19 protein-coding genes are annotated in these 23,196 nt (G+C 60.8%); 7 read left to right on the top strand and 12 right to left on the bottom strand.

Annotation, left to right across the window (positions count from 1 at the left end):
* The first annotated feature begins 2 nt into the window (after positions 1 to 2).
* From MRS74_RS01230 to MRS74_RS01220, 3 genes are all read left to right on the top strand, one after another.
* Positions 3 to 977, top strand: coding sequence for an ABC transporter ATP-binding protein (locus MRS74_RS01230; protein ID WP_254578448.1), 975 nt, complete (start codon positions 3 to 5; stop codon positions 975 to 977).
* Positions 977 to 2,074, top strand: coding sequence for an ABC transporter permease (locus MRS74_RS01225; protein ID WP_254578447.1), 1,098 nt, complete (start codon positions 977 to 979; stop codon positions 2,072 to 2,074). The genes MRS74_RS01230 and MRS74_RS01225 overlap by 1 nt, the downstream gene beginning before the upstream one ends.
* A gap of 118 nt (positions 2,075 to 2,192) precedes the next feature.
* Positions 2,193 to 3,737, top strand: a complete 1,545-nt coding sequence (locus tag MRS74_RS01220) for a carbon-nitrogen hydrolase family protein (protein WP_254578446.1) — start codon at positions 2,193 to 2,195, stop codon at positions 3,735 to 3,737.
* A 94-nt stretch (positions 3,738 to 3,831) separates the two neighbouring features.
* Here the strand turns inward: MRS74_RS01220 and MRS74_RS01215 are convergent, their stop codons facing one another.
* The 8 genes from MRS74_RS01215 to MRS74_RS01180 form a co-directional block, all read right to left on the bottom strand.
* Positions 3,832 to 4,497: a 2OG-Fe(II) oxygenase gene (locus tag MRS74_RS01215; RefSeq protein WP_254578445.1), complete on the bottom strand. Its 666-nt coding sequence runs from the start codon at positions 4,495 to 4,497 to the stop codon at positions 3,832 to 3,834.
* A 127-nt stretch (positions 4,498 to 4,624) separates the two neighbouring features.
* Positions 4,625 to 6,001: an ATP-dependent RNA helicase DbpA gene (gene dbpA, locus MRS74_RS01210; protein ID WP_254578444.1), complete on the bottom strand. Its 1,377-nt coding sequence runs from the start codon at positions 5,999 to 6,001 to the stop codon at positions 4,625 to 4,627.
* A 105-nt stretch (positions 6,002 to 6,106) separates the two neighbouring features.
* Positions 6,107 to 6,952 carry an NAD-dependent protein deacetylase gene (locus MRS74_RS01205; RefSeq protein ID WP_254578443.1) on the bottom strand — a complete coding sequence of 282 codons (846 nt, stop codon included), beginning with the start codon at positions 6,950 to 6,952 and terminating at the stop codon, positions 6,107 to 6,109.
* A gap of 98 nt (positions 6,953 to 7,050) precedes the next feature.
* Positions 7,051 to 7,545 carry a hypothetical protein gene (locus MRS74_RS01200; RefSeq protein WP_254578442.1) on the bottom strand — a complete coding sequence of 165 codons (495 nt, stop codon included), beginning with the start codon at positions 7,543 to 7,545 and terminating at the stop codon, positions 7,051 to 7,053.
* Between the two features lie 231 nt (positions 7,546 to 7,776).
* Positions 7,777 to 9,957: a malate synthase G gene (locus MRS74_RS01195; protein ID WP_254578441.1), complete on the bottom strand. Its 2,181-nt coding sequence runs from the start codon at positions 9,955 to 9,957 to the stop codon at positions 7,777 to 7,779.
* A gap of 194 nt (positions 9,958 to 10,151) precedes the next feature.
* Entirely contained in the window at positions 10,152 to 10,523 is a 372-nt protein-coding gene (locus tag MRS74_RS01190) for a DUF4870 family protein (protein ID WP_254578440.1), read from the bottom strand.
* 44 nt (positions 10,524 to 10,567) lie between these two features.
* Complete coding sequence (locus MRS74_RS01185) at positions 10,568 to 10,972, bottom strand: acyl-CoA thioesterase (protein WP_254578439.1); 405 nt, start codon at positions 10,970 to 10,972, stop codon at positions 10,568 to 10,570.
* A complete protein-coding gene (locus tag MRS74_RS01180; RefSeq protein WP_254578438.1) occupies positions 10,965 to 14,267 on the bottom strand; it encodes a mechanosensitive ion channel domain-containing protein in 3,303 nt (1,100 codons plus the stop codon). Before MRS74_RS01180 ends, MRS74_RS01185 begins: the two co-directional genes overlap by 8 nt.
* A gap of 65 nt (positions 14,268 to 14,332) precedes the next feature.
* Here MRS74_RS01180 and MRS74_RS01175 point away from each other — a divergent pair, with 65 nt between their 5' ends.
* The gene (locus MRS74_RS01175; protein WP_254578437.1) at positions 14,333 to 15,310 is read left to right on the top strand and encodes an alpha/beta hydrolase; all 978 of its coding nucleotides are present in this window, start codon (positions 14,333 to 14,335) and stop codon (positions 15,308 to 15,310) included.
* A gap of 73 nt (positions 15,311 to 15,383) precedes the next feature.
* Here the strand turns inward: MRS74_RS01175 and serA are convergent, their stop codons facing one another.
* From serA to MRS74_RS01160, 3 genes are all read right to left on the bottom strand, one after another.
* Positions 15,384 to 16,616: a phosphoglycerate dehydrogenase gene (gene serA / locus MRS74_RS01170; RefSeq protein ID WP_254578436.1), complete on the bottom strand. Its 1,233-nt coding sequence runs from the start codon at positions 16,614 to 16,616 to the stop codon at positions 15,384 to 15,386.
* A 206-nt stretch (positions 16,617 to 16,822) separates the two neighbouring features.
* The gene (gene ppnP / locus MRS74_RS01165; RefSeq protein ID WP_254578435.1) at positions 16,823 to 17,104 is read right to left on the bottom strand and encodes a pyrimidine/purine nucleoside phosphorylase; all 282 of its coding nucleotides are present in this window, start codon (positions 17,102 to 17,104) and stop codon (positions 16,823 to 16,825) included.
* 110 nt (positions 17,105 to 17,214) lie between these two features.
* The gene (locus MRS74_RS01160) at positions 17,215 to 18,111 is read right to left on the bottom strand and encodes a LysR family transcriptional regulator (protein WP_254578434.1); all 897 of its coding nucleotides are present in this window, start codon (positions 18,109 to 18,111) and stop codon (positions 17,215 to 17,217) included.
* A gap of 99 nt (positions 18,112 to 18,210) precedes the next feature.
* Here MRS74_RS01160 and MRS74_RS01155 point away from each other — a divergent pair, with 99 nt between their 5' ends.
* The 3 genes from MRS74_RS01155 (at position 18,211) to MRS74_RS01145 (ending at position 21,052) form a co-directional block, all read left to right on the top strand.
* Positions 18,211 to 19,419, top strand: a complete 1,209-nt coding sequence (locus MRS74_RS01155) for an MFS transporter (protein ID WP_254578433.1) — start codon at positions 18,211 to 18,213, stop codon at positions 19,417 to 19,419.
* Between the two features lie 85 nt (positions 19,420 to 19,504).
* Positions 19,505 to 20,167, top strand: coding sequence for a fumarylacetoacetate hydrolase family protein (locus MRS74_RS01150; RefSeq protein ID WP_254578432.1), 663 nt, complete (start codon positions 19,505 to 19,507; stop codon positions 20,165 to 20,167).
* Between the two features lie 141 nt (positions 20,168 to 20,308).
* Complete coding sequence (locus MRS74_RS01145; protein WP_254578431.1) at positions 20,309 to 21,052, top strand: SDR family NAD(P)-dependent oxidoreductase; 744 nt, start codon at positions 20,309 to 20,311, stop codon at positions 21,050 to 21,052.
* A gap of 137 nt (positions 21,053 to 21,189) precedes the next feature.
* Here MRS74_RS01145 and MRS74_RS01140 read toward each other — a convergent pair whose 3' ends face one another.
* A complete protein-coding gene (locus tag MRS74_RS01140; RefSeq protein ID WP_254578430.1) occupies positions 21,190 to 23,067 on the bottom strand; it encodes a di-heme-cytochrome C peroxidase in 1,878 nt (625 codons plus the stop codon).
* Positions 23,068 to 23,196 lie beyond the last annotated feature (129 nt).

Raw genomic sequence — 23,196 nt, 5'->3', positions numbered from 1 at the left:
CTGTGCAAACGTCCGCCGAGGCCGGCGATCTGGCCATCGAGGCGCGGGGCCTAAGCCGGCGCTTTGGTGATCTGGTGGCGGTCAGCGGGCTTGATCTGCAGGTGCCCAGGGGTATGGTGTATGGCTTCCTTGGGCCCAATGGCTCCGGCAAGTCCACCACCATTCGCCTGCTCTGTGGGCTGCTGCTGCCCAGCGCTGGCAGCGCCCGGGTACTGGGTCACGAGGTGCCCGGGGATGCCGAGCGGCTTAGGCACAAGATCGGCTACATGACCCAGCGCTTCTCCCTCTATGAAGACATGACGGTGCTGGAAAATCTCGACTTCATCGCCCGCATCTATGGGCTCTCCCGCGTCCTGCGCCAGCAGCGTATCCAGGAGGCATTGCAGCAGTATCATCTCGGCGAACTGGCCCGGCAATTTGCCGGGCGTCTCAGTGGCGGCCAGCGCCAGCGCTTGTCCCTGGCGGCGGCGACACTGCACCGGCCGCAGTTGCTGCTGCTGGATGAGCCGACCAGTGCGGTGGATCCCCAGAGCCGCCGCGATTTCTGGGAAGTACTTTTTGCGCTGGTGGAGCAGGGCACCACCATTCTGGTATCGACCCATTACATGGACGAGGCCGAACGCTGTCACCGGCTGGCGATTCTGGATCATGGCGTGCTGGTGGCCGATGGCACACCGCTGCAGCTGATGGCCGACATCGACTGCGCGGTGGTGCTGGTGGAATCCGCCGTGCCACGGGCGGTACAACGGGCCCTGAGTGGCCTGGACAGCGTGCGCAGTATTACCCAGCTGGGCATGCGCCAGCGAGTTTTGCTGCCCCGCAGTGTTGGCCAGCCCTCCGAGCAGGTGCGCGGCCTGTTGCAGGCGGCCGGCATTGAGGCGCAGTGTCACGACACCACGCCGAGTCTGGAGGATGTGTTTGTGGCGGTGACCCGGAAGGGGCGCTCCAGTGCCAGCGGATCTGAGGTAATGCCCTGATGTCGCTGCAGCGGCTCTGGGCGATTCTGGCCAAGGAGATCCGCCAGCTCAGGCGTGATCGCCTGACCTTCGGCATGATTTTTGGCATTCCGATGCTGCAGATCATTATGTTCGGCTACGCCATCAACACCGATGTACGCCAGCTCAGTGCTGCGGTGGCGGATCAGGCGGGCAGCGCGCTATCCGCCCAGCTGCAATCGCAGCTGGAAGCCTCTCAGGTGCTGCGCATCGTGGCGCGGGTCGACAGCGGAGCTTCGTTGCAGCAACTGCTGGATCGCGGTCAGGTGCATGTGGGGGTGCTGATTCCGCCGGACTTCGAGCGCCGGCTGCAGCAGTCGGTGCGCCCGGCGGTGCAGCTGCTGGTGGATGGCAGCGACCCTATCATACTGGCGTCGGTGCAGCGGCTGGGCAACATGCGACTGGGAATGGATACGGCCGCGCAGGTGGAGCCGGCTGTGCAATTATTCGAGGTGCGCAATTTTTACAATCCTGAGCGTCGCTCGGCGGTGTTCGTGGTGCCGGGGCTGATAGGCGTGATTCTGACCATGACCATGGTGATGTTTACCGCCGTGGCCATAGTGCGCGAGCGCGAGCGCGGTAATCTTGAGCTGCTGATCAATACGCCGGTCAGCTCGCTGGAGCTGATGCTGGGCAAGGTGCTGCCCTACATCCTGATTGGCCTGGTGCAGGTCACGGTGATCCTGTTGCTGGGCGCGCAGCTGTTCGATGTGCCCCTGAATGGCTCGCTGCTGGAGGTGTATGTGGCGGCCTTGCTGTTTATTGCCGCCAATCTTGGCCTGGGGCTGCTGATCTCGACCCTGGTGGGGACCCAGTTTCAGGCCATTCAGATGGCGTTTTTCTTCTTTTTGCCGTCTATTCTGTTGTCGGGATTCATGTTCCCGTTTGACGGCATGCCCCGCGCAGCAAGGCTGATAGCTGAGCTGCTGCCGCTAACCCATTTTATCCGGCTGATCCGTGGCCTGATGCTGCGCGGTGTCGAGCTGATTCAGCTCTGGCCGGATGTGCTGGTGCTGCTGGGCTTTTTTCTGCTTAGCATGACGCTGGCGGTACTGCGTTTTCGCAAGCGGCTGGATTAGAATCAAAGCCCGGTCGCGGGTTTCTCTGCGGGTTTACGCGTGACGGCAATTCCCTGCAGGGTTGCAACTTCAGGTGCAGTCGTTAGTCTGAGTGCTGGTCGAATCGAATGGAGTCCGTATGAGTCTTGAAGATCTCAAGCTAGGTTTGCGCAATATCACCCACAGTGACTACCCGCAGATTCAGGAATTAATGGATCGGGTCTATCCGGATATTGGCGGCGCCTGGCCCGAAGCCACCATCCACAAGCTGGTGGATGAATTCCCCGAAGGTCAGATTTGCGTGGTGGATAATGAACAGGTGGTGGGCATCGCCCTGACCGCACTGGTCAATTACGAGAAGTTCAGCAATCCCCATACCTATGATGATCTGATCGGGCGTGGCCAGGAAATCCATGTCGACCCCGACGGCGATGCGCTCTACGGGCTGGATGTGCTGATCAATCCCGAATACCGCGGCTATCGCCTCGGCCGGCGACTGTACGATGCACGCAAGGAGCTGTGTCGCCAGTTCAATCTGCGCAGCATTCTGGCGGGCGGCCGTATTCCCAAGTACCACGAGTACAGCGACGAGCTATCGGCCAAGGAATATATCGGCAAGGTGGCGCGCAAGGAAATTTACGATCCGATTCTCAGCTTCCAGCTGGCCAACGACTTTACCGTCAAGCGCCTGCTGCGGCGCTATCTGCCCGAGGATGAAAAATCGGCCGGTTATGCCACCCTGCTGGAGTGGGACAACATCCTCTACGAGCCCGAGGCGCGGCCCATCAGTGTGCGCAAGACCCAGGTGCGGGTCGGTGTGGTGCAGTGGCAGATGCGTACCATCGAGTCGGTGGAAGACATCCTGCAGCAGGTGGAGTACTTCGTCGATACGGTATCGGAGTACGAAAGCGACTTTGTGCTCTTCCCGGAGTTTTTCAACGGTGCCCTGATGGGGCTGACCAATCAGTCCCAGCGCACCGAGGCCATCCGTTATCTGGCCGGCTATACCGAGCAGTTCCGCGAAGCCATGCTGCAGATGGCGGTGAGCTACAACATCAATATCATCACCGGTTCTATGCCGCTGATTGAAAATGACCGGCTCTACAACGTGGCTTACCTGTGTCACCGCGACGGCACCTGCGAGGAGCAGCGCAAGCTGCACATCACGCCCCATGAAAGGCGCGACTGGGTCATCGAGGGGGGGGAGGGTTTGCAGGTGTTCGACACCGATGCCGGCAAGATCGGCATTCTGATCTGCTACGACGTCGAATTTCCGGAGCTGGGGCGTCTGCTGGCCGAGGAGGGCATGGAGATCCTGTTCGTTCCCTTCTGGACCGATACCAAGAACAGCTATCTGCGCGTGCGCCACTGCGCCCAGGCCCGGGCGATCGAGAACGAGTGCTATGTCTGCATCGCGGGCAGCGTCGGCAACCTGCCGAGTGTGGATAACCTGGACGTGCAATACGCCCAGTCGGCGGTGTTTTCGCCGTCGGACTTCATGTTTCCCCACGATGCGGTGCTGTCCGAAACTACGCCAAATACCGAGATGATCATGTTCTCGGACCTGGACCTGGACAAACTCAAGGTAGTGCGCGCCGAAGGTTCGGTTACCAACCTGCGCGATCGCCGGCATGACCTGTATCAGGTGACGATGCGCAACAAGGGTGGCATGGCCGACAGCTGAGTTGCCGAAAGGCCGGCTCTTTGCCGGTGCGGCTAATAACGGAATTAAGGCGTGGCGCTGGCGCCACGCCTTTTTTGCTGTAGCCGCTGCGCTGTCAGCGCGGCGGGTCGACGATACCGCCCAGACTGTTGTTAACCCGGTACCAGCCGGCCAGGCTGAGACGTTCGCGCTGTGCCGGCAGGACTTCATGGGGAAAGCGGTCGCTAAGGAACACCACCAGGGTGCCGTAGCAGGGTTCAACCCGCTCGATGGCTGTCTGCGCCTCTTCATCGGCATAGATCAGCAGTTCACCGCCGTTGCCGGGCTGCCAGTCGGGATTCAGGTAGCAGACCGTCGAGAGCACGCGGTTGGTGCGTCCCTGGAAGGCATCCAGATGGCGGCGGTAAAAGGCCCCTTGCGGATAACGCGAAAAGTGACACTCGTAGTCAAACAGCCCCATCATCAGGCGTCGGTTGATACCGATGCGCAGCTCTTCCATCCAGGCCAGATAGGCGGATTCCTCGGGCTTCGAGGTCGATAACCAGTGAATCTGGTCGCCACGTACCTGGCGGTTGAGCTGGTGTTCCTGATCCCGGCCGATGCCGGCACGTCTAAATGCCTCCTGCTCCAGATCCTGCATGTACTGGTACATGCGGTCGGTCAACGAGCCTGGCAGTGCCTGTGGATAAATGCAGTAGCCGGTGGTCGCCAGGTCGTCGGCGATTCGATCAAGCAGCAGGCTGTTGTCGGGCAGGACTATGGCGTTCAAGTAGGTGCTCAATGTTTGACCAAAGCGCACTATTTACGCCTGAAAAGGGCGTTTGTCCATCAATATTGCTAGCCGGATGCGCTTTTGGGCGCCCCGCGGATAATCCGCAGGGCGCCGGCGCTTAGTGGCGGCTGCCGGCTCAGAGCTTGCGGATGCGGTACTTGCGGCCCTTGATGGTGCCGTTTTGCAGCTGTCCCAGCGCCTTGGACGCTACAGCGCGTTCGACGGCGACATAGGAGACAAAGTCGAAGATGAAGATCTTGCCCACGCTGCTGCCGGCGATACCTGAGGTGCCGGTGAGGGCGCCGAGGATGTCGCCGGGGCGCACCTTGTTCTTGCGCCCGCCATTGATCGCCAGGGTCACCATGACCGCCGGGGCCGGACGCTCGCTGCTGAGTTCGGGCAGCGGCAGAAAGTCCGGATCCGCCGCCTGCTGGGCTTCCATGATCGCATTGACCTTGTAGCCTTCGGACGGAATGACCAGGTTAAGTGCCAGACCTTCGCGCCCGGCACGGCCGGTACGGCCGATGCGGTGGGTGTGGGTGTCCGCGTCACGGGTCAGCTCGTAGTTGATAACGCAGGGCAGGTCATCGATATCCAGGCCCCGTGCCGCCACGTCTGTGGCGATCAGAATCGGGCAGCTGCGGTTGGAAAACAGCACCAGTACCTGGTCGCGGTCGCGCTGATCCAGCTCGCCGTGCAGCACCGCGGCGCTGAAGCCTTCATTGTTGAGGTAGCTGCCCAGTTCGTTGCAGCTTTGCCGTGTATTACAGAAGATCACCGCCGCTTCCGGACGGTAGTGCAGCAGAAGCCGCTGCAGCGACTGCATGCGGGATTCGCGGTCGGTTTCGAAGAAGTGCTGGCTAATCTTCAGCGGGCTCTCGGTTTCTTCGAGGGAAATCATCTGCGGGTCGCGCTGGAACTCGCTGCTCAGAGACTGGATGCCGTCCGGGTAGGTGGCAGAGAACAGCAACGTCTGGCGGCTGGAGGGTGTGGTCTGGGCGATCTGCTTGATTTCGTCGCGAAAGCCCATATCCAGCATGCGGTCGGCTTCGTCCAGCACCAGTGTCTTGATGCGATCGAGCTTGAGGGTGCCCTTGCTCAGGTGATCCCGAATGCGCCCGGGGGTACCGACGATTACGTGGGCGCCATGCTCCAGCGAGCCGATCTGCGGGCCTATGGAAATACCGCCCGACAGGGTGATGATCTTGATGTTGGCCTGAAAGCGGGCCAGACGTCGCAGCTCATTGGCCACCTGGGTTGCGAGTTCCCGCGTCGGGCACAGTACCAGTGCCTGGGGGCTGAAGCTGGTGGGCTCCAGCTTGAGCAGCAGGCCGATACCGAAGGCTGCCGTCTTGCCGCTGCCGGTTTTGGCGCGGGCAATCAGGTCGCGGTTTTGCAGCAGCAGGGGCAGGGTCTGCTGCTGGATGGGCGTCATCTCGTGATAGCCAATAGCGCTCAGGTTATCGAGCATGGCCTGGGGCAATGGCAGGTCGGTAAAGGGGAGTGACGTCAACGGGGAGCCTCGGTAGCCGGTCAGAAAGCGGCCATTATAACGGAATCGGATCACCAATGCTGTGTGGCGAAGAGGCGTTGCCCTGGGCTTCGACAGGCCTGTCGGCTATTCGCCGAGACAGGCCTGCAACAGCGGCCCCGCAGGGGCTTCGAGCTTAAGACTGAGCAGGTCATCGGCCCGGGTGCGCCCCAGGTTGACCGCAGCGATGGGTTTGCCCAGTGCTGCCGCCTGGCGGCAAAAACGAAAGCCCGAATAGACCATCAGCGAGGAGCCGACCACCAGCATGGCATCGGCCTGTGCCAGCGCGTCCATGGCCGTGCTGACGCGGTCCTTGGGCACCTGGTCGCCGAAGAAGACGACGTCGGGCTTGAGGATGCCACCACAGTGGTCGCAGTCATGCAGGCGAAAGCGGCTGAAATCCAGCTCCAGATCGGCGTCGCCGTCCGGTGCGGCCGGCGCCTGCAGGGTGGCGAAGTCCGGGTTGTCGTCGGCCAGACGCTGCTGCACCTGGGCGCGGCTGTAACGCAGCTTGCAGCCCAGGCAGAGCACGCTGTCGGAGCGGCCATGCAGATCCAGTACCCGGGTGCTGCCGGCACGCTGATGCAGCCCGTCCACATTCTGCGTGACCAGCAATTCGATCTGCTGGCGCCGCTCCAGCTCGGCCAGGCCCAGGTGAGCTGCATTGGGTCTGGCCCGGGCCATCAGGGGCCAGCCCACCAGGCTGCGTGCCCAGAAGCGCTGGCGACAGCTGAGCCGGGTGACGAAGTCACGGTGGTCCACCGGGGGTGAGCGTTTCCAGTTGCCCTGGTGGTCGCGGTAGTCGGGAATGCCGGAGTCGGCACTGATACCGGCGCCGGACAGCACGAACAGTCGTGGGTGGCGGGTCAAAAAGGCGTTGAGCTCGTCGCTGAGCTGTTGCAGGGTACTGTGGTGCGGCGTCGTATCTGGCATGGGAAAGGCGTTTGTCCGCTGTCTGTTCCAGAGTTTTGCCCAGAGTACGTGCATGTCTGCCTATCGGCCAGCGTTTTGATGGGGTCTGTTCGCAAGGCTCAGAGCGGTTCTATATCGTAGAGCTGCAGTGCTTCCAGTGGGCGAAACAGCAGTATGTGGCGGTAATGGTTGCCGCCTTCCAGTGCCAGGGTGGCAAAGCCATCCAGTCCGCATGAAGGACAATAGCCCTCCAGTGCCGCGCACAGGCGCAAAAGCCCTGGCCCGATATCCTCCATTCGGGCGGGTTTGGCCGTCGGCGGCGCAGGTGCCCCCGGTGCTTCAGGCGCTAGCGATGTTCGTAGCAGCGGGATTAGGGCCTGGGTCGGCAGAATGGCCAGGCGCAGCGCGGCCATGGGCGTTGCCGTGATCAGGTAGCCTTGATCCTGATGCTCCAGCAAGGAGGGGGAGTGGCTCCACAGGCTGGTGCGGTTGCTGTAGTAACCGCGGTGATAAAAGTGGCTGCGTTGGCCATAGACTTCAACCTGGCTGGTCTCAATGGCCTGCTGCAACTGCTGATCCAGTTGCAGCAGCAAGTCCTGTTCCGATGCTGGCATGTCGGCCTCGACGGTATCTGTCGGTTGTGGTGCGCAGCACAGACCTTGATGGCCTTGTCCGGGCTGGTACGCCCTCTAACTTTAGTTCAGCGCCTCTGTAGCGGTGAGTCTGCTTTTGCAGGAAAGCAGCAAGCTGCCGGCCAGGTGGCGGGACTGGCAGTGAGCAGGCACAAAAAAGGGCCCGCCAGTATGACTGGCGGGCCCTTTTTATACGGCCTCAGCTGTGCTTGATCAGCCGGCGGCCTTGGCCTTGGCTTCGATGCGACGACGGTGCAGTACCGGCTCGGTGTAGCCGTTGGGCTGCTCGCGGCCTTCCAGCACCAGTTCACAGGCTGCCTGGAAAGCGACGCTGTCGGCAAAGTTGCCGGCCATGGGCTGATACAGCGGATCAGTGCTGTTCTGGCCATCCACCACGCCAGCCATGCGCTCCAGGGTTTCGACAACCTGCTCGCGGCTGCAGATACCGTGGTGCAGCCAGTTGGCAATGTGCTGGGCGGAGATGCGCAGGGTCGCGCGGTCTTCCATCAGGCCCACATCATTGATATCCGGTACCTTGGAGCACCCCACGCCCTGGTCGACCCAGCGTACAACGTAGCCGAGGATGCCCTGGGCGTTGTTGTCGAGTTCCTGCTGAATCTCTTCTGCGGACCAGTTGGGGTTCTGCGCCACCGGGATGGTAAGGATGTCGTCGACGCTGGCGCGCGGACGGCCCTTGAGTTCGTCCTGACGGGCGAACACATCCACCTGGTGATAATGCATGGCGTGCAGGGTTGCTGCCGTGGGGGACGGAACCCAGGCGGTGTTGGCGCCGGCCAGCGGATGGCCGATCTTGGTCTTGAGCATATTGGCCATCTGATCGGGAATGGCCCACATGCCCTTGCCGATCTGGGCGCGGCCCTGGAGCCCACAGGCCAGGCCGATGTCGACGTTGGAGTCTTCATAGGCCTGTATCCAGGAGGCACCCTTCATGTCGCCCTTGCGGATGACAGGACCTGCTTCCATGGAGGTGTGGATTTCATCGCCGGTGCGATCCAGGAAGCCGGTGTTGATAAACACTACGCGATCCCTGGCGGCGCGGATGCATTCCTTCAGGTTCACCGTGGTGCGGCGTTCCTCATCCATAATGCCCATTTTCAGGGTGAAGGGTGCCAGGCCCAGGGCCTGCTCCAGGCGGCCGAACAGCTCGTTGGCGAACGCCACTTCCTCGGGGCCATGCATCTTCGGCTTGACGATATACATGGAACCGGTGGTGGTATTGCGCAGCGGGCTGTTGCCCTTGAGGTCGTGGATGGAGATCAGGGTAGTGATCATGCCGTCCATGATGCCTTCAGGCACTTCGTTGCCGTCCTTGTCGAGGATGGCCGCGTTGGTCATCAGATGGCCGACATTGCGCACGAACATCAGGCTGCGGCCTTTCAGGCTCAGGCTGCTGCCATCCAGGGCGCTATAGTCGCGATCCGGGTTCAGGCTGCGGGTAACGGTGCTGTCGCCCTTCTTGACCGATTCGGTCAGGTTGCCCTTCATCAGACCCAGCCAGTTGCGATAGACCAGCACCTTGTCATCGGCATCGACGGCGGCGACGGAGTCTTCGCAGTCCATGATGGTGGTGAGGGCGGATTCGAGCAGCAGATCCTTGATCCCGGCGGGATCGTCCTTGCCAACCAGGCTGGTGGCATCAATCTGGATTTCGAAGTGCAGACCGTTGTTCAGCAGCAGAATAGCGCTGGGCGCCGCTGCGTCTTCGCCACGGAAACCACGCAGTTGTTCCGGCTGCTGCAGGGCACTGGTGCTGCCATTGTTCAGGCTGACAACCAGCTGAGCGTTCTGAATGCTGTAGCCGACGGCGTCCTTGTGGGAGCCAGTGGCCAGGGGAACTGCCTGATCGAGGAAGTTGCGGGCAAAGGCGATAACTCTGGCGCCGCGGGTGGGGTTGTAGCCCTTGCCAGCCTCGGCACCGCCGTCGCTGGGAATGGCGTCTGTGCCGTAGAGGGCATCGTACAGACTTCCCCAGCGGGCATTGGCAGCATTCAGCGCATAGCGGGCATTCATGACCGGAACCACGAGCTGGGGGCCTGCCATGGTAGCCATTTCCGGGTCAACATTGCTGGTGGTGACGCTGAAGGTATCGCCTTCAGGCAGCAGGTAGCCGATGTCGGTCAGGAAAGCCTTGTAGTCGGAAAAATTGAAAGCCTGTCCCTTGCGATCCCGGTGCCAGGTGTCAATCTGCGCCTGCAACTGGTCTCGTTTGGTCAGGAGCTCACGATTGCGCGGTGCAAGATCGTGCACAATCGAATCGAACGCCGTCCAGAATTGCTCGGTCGTTACACCGGTGCCTGGCAGCGCTTCGTTATTGATAAAGTCATAAAGACTTGGAGTAACCTGGAGGTTACCGCTCTGTACCCTGTTGCTCATTATGTACTGCCTCTTGCTTATCTCAGTCCCGAACGGGGCGAGGCACCCGAAACCGGGCAGTATTGGTTTAGTTTTAGTCATTTTGTGCGACGCGGTAATTTACCCGATTTTTGGCAAACTGTCGCCCCCTGCGCCTCTAAAGTATAAGAAACCCGCGTAACTTCGCGGTTTGTGCAGCCCAAATGGGCGACGAATCAGAACAGCCAGCTGCCCGGATTGGCCGGAGGCTCACGGCGTTCAAGGCATTGCAGCCCCTTTACACAGCGGACGATGAACCAGATGACCGCAAACAGAAAAATCAGAAATCCGACACCGATTCCGGTCAACAAAAACCCTAAAAGTGTATACAGAAGGCCGATCCAGAAAGTTCTGATCTGCCAGCGGTAGTGCGCCTGAATGTAGTCTGTTGCATCGGATCTGTATACATAGGCCATGACCAGCCCCACCAGTGAGGTGATGCCCACCACCAGGCTGACGAGGTAAAGAATATAGATGATCCTGGCGTTGCCGCCGTCCTGCTGCCTAGCCGAGTTGTCGCCGGGGCCAGGTGATAGATCCTGTGTCATGTGCATTCCCTTGTGCTGTCGGGTTCGGTTGCGGTGGAAGCTGATTACAGCTGGGCCCGGATCGCGTCCGGCAGTGGCACTGAGCGGCCGCTGGCATGGTCCATCCACACCACCTTGGAGTAGCCCTCGCCAACCCGTACCTCGGGGCTGGAGTCGGCGTAGGCATGGTAGTAAATCATGAAGCTTGAGCGTCCGGGGTCGGCGACGAAGCAGTCGATGCGCAGACTGTCTGGATAGACCAGCGGGCGCAGGAAGGTGTAGCCGACATTGATGATCACCGGGGCCTGGGCGGCGCCTTCGAGGGCGGCGCCAAGCCTGATCAGCAGTTGTACCCGAGCCTCTTCCAGGTAGCGGATATATTGCACATTGTTGATGTGGCCATAGGCGTCCATATCGCCCCAGCGCAGGGGCAGGTTGCAGCTGTGCAGCAGTGCTCCGGTGTCAGCCATTGCGGGTGTCTCCAGCGGTGGGTTCCTGAGTGCCGGCCCCTGGGTGCAGATGCACATCGAGTTGCGGGAAGGCAATTTCCAGACCGGCATGCTTGAATTTTCGATCGATGGTGGTGTTGACGTTGTGGGTCACCACCATGCGGTCGGACATGGCGCTAACAAACAGGCGCAGCTCCAGATCCAGGGTGCTGGCGCCAAAGCCGGTGAAGAAAGCCTCGGGCAAGGGGTCACTCAGCACGCGCTCGGTTTCCCGTGCCGCTTCCACCAGCAGTCCCCGGGCCTGTTCGGTATCGGAGCCGTAGGCCACACCCACCCGAATCACCACCCGGGTGGTCGGGTCGGTGAGCGACCAGTTGATCAGCTGGTCGGTGATAAAGGTCTTGTTGGGGATGATCACTTCCTTGCGATCCCAGTCGACAATGGTGGTGCCGCGTATGTGAATGCGCGTCACGGTGCCACTGACGCCGCCAATGGTGACGGTATCACCGATACGCATGGGTTTCTCGAACAGGATGATCAGGCCGGAAACAAAGTTGGCGACGATTTCCTGCAGGCCAAAGCCCAGCCCCACGCTGAGTGCCGCTACCAGCCACTGCAGCTTGGACCATTGCAGTCCCAGTTCGCCGACGCAGACAAAGATGCCGATCACCACCAGGGCGTACTTGATGAGGGTGGTGATGGCATAGCCTGTGCCGGGGCTCAGGGTCATGTGGCGCAGTATCAGCAGTTCCAGCAGCCCCGGCAGGTTGGAGGCGGCAAAAATGCTCAGCCCCAAAAGCAGGGCGGCGAACAGCAGGTTCTTGAAGGTCACGCTGGTCAGGACGTCGCCTTCGTTGGTACTGCTGATATTGGACCAGAGCACCAGCTTGTCGAACACATCCAGCGCCGGCAGAAAGTCACGCAGCACCAGCCACAGCAGGCCCAGCAGCAGAATCAGACTGGTGGTCGCCAGCAGCTTGCGTGATTGTTCGGTGATGTCCTGCATGTTGAGGTAGTCGGTACTCAGGGAGGGTTCATCCTCGTTTTTCTCCCGCGCTGCGGTGATTTCGGCCTGGCGTGCCTGGGCGCGGTCGAAGGCCAGCTTGCGCTCTGCGATCAGCAGCCAGCGCAGCCCAAGACCGTAGGCCACGAATACCGACAGGCAGACCACCATGACCAGCAGCAGCAGGATCATGAATATCTGGCTGGTAAAGACATAACCTACCAGCATCATGACCAGCAGGATAAAGTTGAATCCTACCAGGCAGCCCAGCCATACCTCTGCCTTGAACCACCAGCGGCTGCTTTGGGTCAGTCGGTTGAGCTGCGGTGCGACGGTCAGCAGGCTGCCCCACAGCAGGGTGATAACGCCGGTGAGTGACAGCATCAGCAGGCGTTCAAGGCCGGATTTCATCACCTCGGAGTCGAGTGTAGTGGTGTAGACATAGAGAATGCCCAGCAGCAGCGGACCGCAGCTCAGACCGAGTAGAAGCAGGCGCTGGCGCAGGACGCGGGCGAGCTCAGGTGCAACGCCGAAGTGGCCGACGAACAGACCATGGGGCATGTGCAGCCAGATGCGCAGGAAATGGATTACCCAGACCATGAGCGCAGCTATGTGCAGCATGAACGCCAGTACATCGAAGTCGGGGTGGCCGGGGTTGAGCGCGTAACGTGCGGTGATCAGCAGCAGTAACGGCAGTGGCAGGGCTATGACCGGCGCCAGCACCAGCGGCAGTGCGGTATGGACGAAACGGTCCTGCAGCACATTGCCGATGTCCTGGTGCCAGAGTTGCTGCCGGGCGCGCTGGTAGCGCAGCAGTAGCAGCGCCAGGGCGCACAGCAGAACCAGCCCCAGCAGTGGCAGGGCGAGTCTGGACGAATAGCGCAGCAGCGGTTGAGCGGCATTCTTCTGCCAGCGCTTGAGCAGCAGCCGGCGGCTGTCGGCCAGCTCGCCAAACCAGTTGAGCTGTATCGGCGTGACGCTGGGCAGCCAGAGTAACTGTTCGCTGATCAGGGTGCGGGCCTGGGTGATGCGTTCATTGATGTTTTCCTGCACCGACAGCAGCGAAGACAGTTCGGCCACGAGGCTGAGGCGGGCATCGCGCAGTTTGCCGAACAGGCTCAGGCGGTCGGTGAGCAGCTGACGATACTGGCTGCGGGCTTCCTGCGGCAGTTGCAGGCCGGCGGAGGTTTCATAGCCGCCCAGTTCCTGCTCGGTACCGAGCAGGTCGCGATTAAGGCGAATATTCTGCAGCCGCAGCTGGTTGATGCGCGCCCGGGTGCTGGCGGTATTGAGTGGCCGCGTCAGGCCTGCCTGCAGTCGGTGAAGCTCGGTGCCGACGTACTGGATTTCCAGTTCCAGCTGCTGGGATATGGTGCGGTAGGCCTCATCGACGCGGGCCAGGTGCGCGCCCTGTTGCCGGCGCAGATCACTGGTCTGTTCAATGCCGGCCAGGGTATCGCGCAGCTCAAGGCTGAGGTTGCGGTTCTGCTCGCCGGCGGCCTGCAGCACCGGGTCGAGCCCGCTGAGGCTGCTCTGCTGCAGTTCGCTAAGGGTCTTTTCGGTCTGGCTGCGCAGGCGCCACTGAATCAGTTCTTCGAGTTGCTGCAGCTGCTGGGTGCTGGCGCTGATATCACGGTTGAGCTGCTGCAGTTGCAGCTCATTCAGTTCGGCGCGCCCGGGCAGGGTCAGCAGTTCCAGCTCGAGGCTCTGAATCTGGGCGCTGCGTGCGCGCAGGCGGGCGTTTTGCAGCAGCTGACTGGCTTCGCTGTTGCTGTTCAGATCGGCGGCAGGCTCGCTGGTCTGCTTGAGCTGGGCCAGCTGGTCACGCAGACTGAGCCGTTTGCTCTCATTGAGGCTGATCTCCTGTTGCAGCTGATCGCGGGCCTTCTGCTGATCCAGCATGCTGGCCTTGAGCAGCGTCTGGCGCTGTTGCAATTGCTCCAGTGTCAGCGCATCCGTGGCCGAGAGCTGCGGGTTGGACGCCTCGCTCGGGGGCTGTCGCAGGCGGCGGATATCCTCCGGCAGGGTTTCCAGTTCCTGGCGCAGCTGTGTGGCACTGGCGTCGTACTGTTTCAGATCCTGCAGCGCATCCAGCGCCTGTTGATAGCGGTCCTTTTCGCCCTGTTCATCGGGGCTCGGTGTTTTGCCTTCGTACTGCGCCAGACGCTCGGTAATCAGCGCTATGTCTTCATCGGGCCCGGCCCAGACGTTGTTGCCCAGCAGCAGGACGAGTATCAGCAGGGCGGGTATGCTCGCCTGGATGCCGCGGTAGACTCGCGCTAACGGATTGATATCCAATATAGACTTCAACATGTGACAGACAGGACTCAGGGGCAGATTCTCGCTACAGTGTGTTTGTACCCTGGCCTGGAGATGCCATGAAGGTCATTGATCCTCGACAAATCCGCGACGGGCTTGGTGTGTTCGAGCCCAACGATATCACGCTTTGTACACCGCATCTGCAGGCGTATCTGGAACATTATGGCCTGATCGAGCTGATGCCACGCTCTGAGTACAGTATCGGGCTGGAAACTGTTGATGGGCTGGATCTGGTGGTGCAGCAATTTCGTCCCAAAGGGGTGATCTGTGGCACGGCAGTAGTGCTCCATGGCTACACCGATCATGCCGGGCTTTACCGTTATCTGATCGACTTTCTGCTGCAGCGGGGCTGGAATGTGCTCATCTATGATCTGCCGGGTCATGGCCTGTCCTGTGGCTCAGCCCTGGGTATCGATCATTTCTCGACCTATGCACGGCAGCTGTCGGTACTGCTGCAGCGCCATCAAGACAGCTTGCCGGGCCCCTGGGTTCTGATGGGCCAGAGCACCGGGGCGGCCATCGTGATGGAACAGCAGCGCGGCGCTGATCCCATCGCCGAACGGGTGGCGGGGCGGGTTTATCTGGCGCCGCTGATACGGCCAGTGATGATGGATGTGATCGCGCGCAAGTACCGCTGGTTCGGCCGCTTTCTAAAGCAGGTCAAGCGCATCTATTCCGACAACTCCGGCGATGCCTCCTTTGTTCGCTTTGTGCGCCAGTACGATCCACTGCAACATTCCCGCGTGGCGGTCAGCTGGGTCAGGGCCATGCTGGAATGGGTCAAGCTGATCGAGGCCAGCGAGCCCTTAACGGGCACGCCGCTGCTGTTGCAGGGACAGGAGGATGGCACTGTGGACTGGCGGCATAACATGGCGGTGCTGCAGCGGCTGTATCCATCTCTGCAACCGGTGCTGATTCCAGGTGCAAGGCACCACCTGGTGAACGAAACGCCGCAGCTGCGACGCCAGCTCTTCGGCCACATTGGCGCTTATCTGGACAGCATCGACCAGGCGGTTGCCGTGGAGCCACGCATGTAAAAACGCCCGCGGATCTGGCGATCAGCGGGCGCAGCCATTGCCTGCAGTGCAGGCAATGGTTTCAGCGGTACTATCAGAACAGGCGACGTGCGCGAATGGTGCCTTCGATCTCGAGAATCTTTTCCAGCGCCATTTCCGAGTAGTCGGCGTCCACATCCACCACCACATAACCGACCTTGTCGTTGGTTTGCAGGTACTGACCCGAGATGTTGACATTGTTCTCGGAGAACACGGTGTTGATGGCGCTGAGGATACCTGGGATGTTGCGGTGTACGTGCAGCAGACGGTGTACCTTGGCGTGGGCCGGCAGGGCCACTTCCGGGAAGTTGACGGAGGTGATGGTCGAGCCGTTGTCGCTGTACTTCGCCAGTTTTTCCGCCACTTCGTAGCCGATGTTTTCCTGCGCTTCCATGGTGGAACCACCGACGTGCGGCGTCAGGATCACATTGTCGAATTCGCGCAGCGGCGAAATGAATTCGTCGTTGTTGCTGCGCGGCTCAACCGGGAATACATCCACGGCGGCGCCCAGCACTCGGCCGCTTTGCAGAGCGCCACAGAGCGCCTCTATATCGACCACGGTACCGCGGGCGGCGTTGATGAAGATCGAGCCCTGCTTGATCTTCTCAAACTGGGCCGCACCCATCATGTCCTTGGTGGAGTGGGTTTCCGGCACGTGCAACGATATCACGTCGCAGGTGGCCAGCAGTTCGTCCAGGGAGGAAATCTGACTGGCGTTGCCCAGCGGCAGTTTGGTCACGACATCGTAAAAGTGGACGATCATGCCGAGGGATTCGGCCAGCACGCTCAGCTGTGAACCTATGCTGCCGTAACCGACGATACCCAGTTTCTTGCCACGGATTTCGTAGGAGTCGGTGGCCGACTTCAGCCACACGCCGCGGTGAGCCTTGGCGTTTTTCTCCGCCACGCCGCGCAGCAGGATAATGGCTTCAGCCAGTACCAGCTCCGCCACGGAGCGGGTGTTGGAGTAAGGCGCGTTGAATACCACGATGCCAAGCTCGGTGGCGGCCTTGAGGTCAACCTGATTGGTGCCGATACAGAAGCAACCGACGGCGATCAGCTTCTCCGCAGCGCTCAGAACCTTCGCGGTCAGCTGCGTACGGGAGCGAATGCCGATGAAGTGTACGTCCTTGACCTTTTCGATCAATTCTTCTTCCGGCAGGGAGCCGGTGACGTACTCGATGCTGTTGTAACCTTGTGCATTCAGGGTATCGACCGCCGACTGGTGGACGCCTTCCAGCAGCAAAATCTTGATCTTGCTTTTTTCCAGAGAAGTGGTCTTGCTCATACTGTACGACTCGTTTGGTGGTTAGCGGGCGGGTATTTCAGGGCGGCTATGTTAGCACAAAGTTACATGAATGAGTTTGATGGCTGAGTGTCATACGCCGGATTTATATTCAACTTTAGATGAGCAGATTTGCGCAACAGACGGCGCGCATGGATGCTGCGTCGTCTGTCGTGGTTGCCGACAACGGAGGCTGTCGGCAGACGATATCAGCCGTAGAAGCAGAGGTAGGCGGTGGCCTGTTCGACCTGCAGCTGGAATTTCTGGTTGGCGTCGATGTTGAACTCGGTGCCGGCCGGATAGCTGACAAAAGCGTCGCTGTCCGGCAGTTTGACGAGCAGCTCGCCGCTGGTCACGACCATGCGCTCTTTTTCGCTGGTGCCGAACTCGTATTCGCCGGCGGCCATAACGCCGGCGGTGACGCGGCCTTCGGTGTTTTCGAAACCGATGGATGTGACCTTGCCTTCAAAGTATTCATTAACGTGGAACATGCAGAGATCCTCTGTGCTTTAAGCCGGAAAGAGAGTTGTCGATCAGTTGGAAACAGGCAAGGCAGCATCATAGTGGCCGCGCATGGTCTTGGCTATATGCAGTCGCATCTTCAACCTTGTTCCCGGCCTTGGTCCACGGCTGAATGGGCCAGTACAAAATCAACAAAAGCCCGGTTGGCACGGGACAGGTAGCCCTGGCGGCGCCAGGCAATCGACAGGTCGAGCCAGACTGGCTCTTCGAACGGGATCGCCACAAGATCCGGGTCATCCCGCAGTACCATGGCCAGCAGCGTGGAGATGCCAAAGCCCTGTTTGACGATCGACTTGATCAAGGGCAGCAGGTTGGTTTCAAAGCCGATATTGGGGGTGCAGTTGCCGCGTTTGGCGATCTGGTCAACCGCCTTGCGGTGAAAATAGCCCTGCTGGAACAGTACCAGTTCCTCTTTGAAAAAAGCCTCGTAGCTGATAGTGGGCTGCTGCGCCAGGGCGTGATCCAGCGGCAGTATGACCATCATCTGCTGGCGCAGGAAGACGCTGGCCTCCAGCTCGTCGGGCACGGCATCGGCAACGATGATGGCCAGATCCAGCAAGCCCTCCTGCAGCATCTCCTGCAGCCGGCCAGTACCGGCCTCTACTACCGACAGCCTTAGGTTGGGGTGCTGGTGGCGAAACGCCATCAGGATGGGGGGAAAGTAATAGGAGCCCAGCATGCCGGGAATGCCGACCCGCACTTCACCGCGGGTCAGACCGCGCAACTCCTGCATTTCGAGCTGGGCATCGTCCACCATCTGCAGAATGCGGCTGGCATGCTCCAGCAGCCGCTGGCCTTCATCCGTGAGCACGACCTTGCGGTCATTGCGATGGAACAGCGTCAGCTCCAGCTCTGCTTCGAGCTTGCGGATGGCCATGCTGACGGCGGGTTGGGCCACATGCAGCACCTCGGCTGCCCGGGTAAAGCTGGCATGGCGCGCCACCTCAACGAAATAGCGCAGCGGTTTGATATCCATTGGATAAGCACTCGTTATCAGTCCGATAACAACTATATATTTTAATGATGGGAATGGCAGCGCTATGCTGCAGGCTGTTACTGGCAGGCGGGTACAAAAATGATTGAAGCGGGTAGCAGGGCATTCTGGCGGGCGACTCTGGCACTCTGTCTGGGGTCGCTGATGATTTTTGCCAATGTGTACGTCACTCAGCCGCTGTTGCCGATGATCGCGGAGTCCTTCGGCATTTCGCCGTTGCAGGCGGGCTGGAGCTTTACCGTGACCACCCTGACCCTGGGGCTGTCGCTGCTGTTCTACGGCCCGCTGTCCGATGCCCTCGGGCGGCGCGGCATTATCCTGCTGAGCATGGGGGGAGCGGCCCTGACCACCCTGGCGCTGTCCCAGGCCGACAGCTATGCCATGCTGCTGGGGCTGCGCGCCCTGCAGGGGCTGTTTCTCGGCGGACTGCCGGCGATCGCGATTGCCTATATGGGGGACGAGTTCGACCGCAAGGCGCTGATGCTGGCGGTGGGTTTTTACATCAGCGGCAATACCCTGGGAGGCGTTGGCGGGCGCCTGGTGGGTGGCTTTGTCGGTGACAGCTACGGCTGGTCCCAAGCCTTTCTGGTGATGGCCATTATCAGCGTGCTGTTGCTGGGGCTGGTGATCTGGTTGCTGCCGGCGTCCAGCGGTTTCAGTCCGCGGGCGCTGCGCCCGCGTATCATGCTGCGGGATCTGCTGGGGCATCTGCGCAACCCGCTGCTGCTGGGAGCCTACCTGGTGGGTGGGCTTAATTTCTTTATTTTCATCAATCAGTACAGCTATGCCACCTTTATGCTGGCGGACGCGCCCTATGGCCTGTCGGCGAAATTCCTCGGCATGCTGTTCCTGACCTACCTCAGCGGTACCCTGGGCTCGGCGCTGTCGGGGCGCGCGGCGCAGAAATTGCCGCAGCCGGTCTGTCTGATGGTCGGTATTGTGCTGCTGATGCTCGGCTCTACTGTGACCCTGATACCGACGCTGCCGGCCATAGTGGCGGGTTTTCTGATCAACAGTTTTGGCTTCTTCTTTGCGCACTCGACCGCCAGCAGCTGGGTGAGCCGCCATGCCCAGCAGGCAAGAGCCAGCGCATCGTCGCTCTATCTGCTGTTCTATTACCTGGGGGCCAGCGCGGGTGGCTTCTATCTGGCGCCTTTCTGGCACGCCTATGGCTGGCCGGGTGTCATTGCGGCGTCTCTGGCGGTGTTCTGTCTGACGCTGTGGATAAGTTTTCTGCTGTTGCGGGCCGAGCGTCGCCGGCCTGATGCGACCGTGCACGCGACTGGATAGCCCCGCGAGCCGGGGTTATGATTTGCGCTCTGTAATCTGCATCTGTGCGGCCTGCGGGGCCGTGATCAACCAAGGGGAAAGGGCGATGAACTACCAGCACCGTTTTATGGATGGCACGGCGACGGATCTGCCGCTGGGCAAGATCGTCTGCGTCGGGCGTAACTATGCCGACCACGCCGCCGAGCTGAACAACCCGATTCCCACGGTCCCCATGCTGTTTATCAAGCCCGCCAGTTCAGTGGTGCCCATGGCTGAGCCCTTTTCCATTCCGGCGGACGAGGGGCGGGTGCACTTTGAAACCGAGATGTCGATTCTGATCGGCAGTCGCCTCAGAAAGGCCAGCGAGAGTGAAGCCGCCCAGGCGATTGCCGGTATTGGCCTGGCGCTGGATCTGACGCTGCGTGACCTGCAGGATGACCTCAAGCGTCAGGGGCACCCCTGGGAAAAGGCCAAGGGGTTTGATGGTGCCTGTCCGCTGTCGGATTTCGTTGCGCCGGACGCTGTCAGCAGTCTGCAGGATGTGCAGATCCGGCTGCGCGTCAACGGTGAAACCCGTCAGGACGGCAACAGCCGCTTTATGCTGAATCCCGTGCTGCCGCTGCTCAGCTATATCTCGCAGTACTTCACCCTGGAACCCGGCGATGTGGTGCTGACCGGTACGCCGGCGGGTGTCGGGCCTATCCAGTCCGGTGATCAGCTCGAGGTGGAGCTGGTGGGCCTGTTGCAGGTGACCTGCGCGGTGCTCTGAAACTGAACCAGGGCGCTGCCGCTAAAGAGCCGTGTCTGAGTCGCGGCTCCGATTGCTTTTGCCCGATGCGCTCGGCGGGCCTTGCGTCCTGCGTATAGACTGCATGGTGGGATAGCGGCAGTTTTCACGGGGTAATGCACTATGGCGACAGCGTTGGTGGTGGGGGCGACCCGGGGGATCGGGCAGGGATTTGTGCGGGCACTGCTGCAGCGCGACTGGAACGTTTATGCCAGCTACCGGGATTTCGCCGGCGCCGGCACCCTGAGTGCGCTGACGGCAGCCTTCCCGGGCCAGCTGCATCTGTTGCAGCTCGACCTGGCGGATGAGTCGAGCATTGTCGCGGCCACCGGCATACTGCAACAGCATCTCGACGAGCCACTGGCGCTGGTGCTCTGTTGTGCCGGCCTCTTGCACGAAGGGGAACGCCTGCCCGAGAAAAGCCTGTCCCAGCTGTCGGGCGACTGGCTGCAACGCTCCATGACGGTGAATGCGCTGGGTCCGCTGTTGCTGCTAAAGCATCTGCATCCGTTGCTGGTTCAGCATGGCGCCAGCCAGTTCGCGGTTATTTCGGCGCGGGTCGGCAGTATCAGCGAGAATCAGCTCGGGGGCTGGTACAGCTACCGTGCCTCCAAGGCAGCACTGAACATGCTGATGAAAACCGCCGCCATCGAGATGACGCGTCGCTTTCCGCATCTGCAGTTACTGTGTCTGCATCCAGGAACTACTTCTACCGATCTGTCGCAGCCCTTCAGCAAAAGGGTCGCGCCCGAAAAACTCTTTACAGTGGAACGCTCGGTGCGCCAGCTCCTTAAGGTGCTGGACGATGCCCGCAATGGCCCCAGCGGCCGCTTCCTGAGTTGGGATGGCAGCGAGGTGCCCTGGTAGCTATTGGCGCTTTGCGTTAAGTCGCAGGCCAGGGGATCTGAATCGACAAACACATAAAAAGGGCGCCGGTGACTGCTGGCGCCCTTTTTATTTGTGCCTGCTATGCATGGCGCATCAAGCGCCATTGCCGCTGTCGGTTAAAGCGTCTTGAGGTACTCAATCAGTGCCAGGCGCTGGGCCTCGTTAAGATAGGGGCCTATGGTGCCGGCGGCTTTGGTGTTATTGAACTCGTGCCCGGCGTTGGAATTGCCCGCAAGGCGGGTGTCGAGCATTGAAACGCTGGCGTTGGGCTGGCTCCGGTAGCCGACCTTGACGGGATCGAATTCGCGCTGGCCCAGGGAAAACTGTACCGGGCGTTCGGCGACCGGGGACAGCAGTGCATAAAGATTGGGCACAGATCCATTGTGCAGGAAGGGGGCTGTCGCCCATATTCCGTTCAGTGGGCGGGCCTTGTAGCCGGCGCCGGCCTGCAAACAGTTGGGCCTGTTGCCGTTGAGGTTTTGCTGTTCGGCGTCCCCTATGCCGTGCTGGCGATACCAGTAGTCGGTGGTTTCCTGCACCAGGGCACCGAGGGAATAGGCGAATGAGGCATCCGGTGCTTCGGTAACGCGCAGTGGCGCGCAGCTCTTGCCCTGGTAGACCTGGGTATCTATTCCCAGGCCCCGGGTGTCGACGGTGCGCTCGGCCAATACTCTGGACTGCATGGGGTCGGTGCCTATTTTCTCCAGCGGGATGATGTTGAGGCGCAGCAGCCGCTCGCCGGCACTGTTTTTGGTGGCCCAGTAGCGCTCGCTCCAGAAGGCGTCGGACTGCACCGGCGGCAGATGGCAGCCCTGGCACAGTTGCTGGTAGAGCCCGGCGCCTTCGCTTGCCAGGGGGGCGTCAATCGCAGGCAGTATGTTCTCCGGCCATTTTGGGGCACGCAGGCCGCTGAATGACCTGTGCTCGAACGGGGCCTGGGTGCCGGCCAGTTGCTGTTCGATGCGGTGCAGCGTCTTTACGCGCACACTGGACTCGAAGCGTGTCGGGCCTTCTTCCAGATTCACCAGCGCGGCAACCCCCAGGGCTTCGCCGGCGTTGCGTACCATGGGCTGCATGATGGAGCCGTCGTATTGCACCCATTCAAACCAGGATGAGGTCCAGATGTGGGGGTAGTTTACCGGTGCATTCACCGGCACGAAGTTCTGTGGCCGGTTGGCGTCCAGGGCGAATACCTGGTTGCCGATACGATTCAGAGCGTCGAGGCGGGTAAACCCCTCCACATTCTTGAGGTTGGCTTTGACGGTGCGGGCGATGTCCTTCAGGGTGCGGCTTTCGGTACCGGCTTCGATATCGCGCACTATGATCTGCTGTTTCTGCGCCTCGATGGTCGCCAGTTGCTGGTCGATCAGCTCCATCAGGGTTTTCGAAAAATCCTTTTTCAGCTGACGGCGATTGCTGGCGCTGTTGCGCTCGCCCAGGACGCGGGCGGCGAAGCGGTTGAAACGCAGCTTGCTGTAGTTGTTCTCGAACATGGCCAGGAAGAGCACGTTGGTCAGGCGTGTGATGTCTGTCATGGCCGGGCCTCCATCGTAGCGAATGGCGGTGCCCTGGTAGGTCATCTGGCCGGTATGGCAGGCGGCACAGGTAAAGCCGATGGCGTTGTAGCGGCGTCCGTCTACCGGGCTGGTGACACCGTAATCGACGGCAAAGCCCACCGGCAGGCCGCTCTGGTTGAAGCGGCTGATATCGCTCTGGATAAATCCAACCCGGCCCAGATAGTCGGGGTCGGTGATCAGTTTGCCTTCGCCGAAGGGGTTGATGCCGGGCTGTTCCAGCGCCATGAACCATTCGAACGGAATTGGCAGTGTGGAGGTGCCTTGGCTGGCATGGTGATACCAGTCACGGCTTTCGCTGTTCCAGGCCGGCCCCTGATCGAGCCAGACAACGCGGTCTACCGGTTCGAAGGGCGGCAGGGCGCTGCAGGCGCCAAACAGAATGGTGGAGCAGATGAGCGTGATTCGCAGGGCAGGCATACAGTTCCCTCTGTTACGGCAGTGGCGGGCGGTCTGGCGCCGTGCTTGAGTCCGGGTCAAAGCCATTGCTATGGCCAGAAAAACAGCATGGCTAAAACAAGCGTTTTAACAGGCTAGAGTGTAGCCCAA

The organism is Marinobacterium sedimentorum, assembly GCF_024267675.1.
Taxonomy (GTDB): Bacteria; Pseudomonadota; Gammaproteobacteria; order Pseudomonadales; family Balneatricaceae; genus Marinobacterium_A; species Marinobacterium_A sedimentorum.
This window is presented reverse-complemented; position numbering and strand designations above follow the sequence as displayed.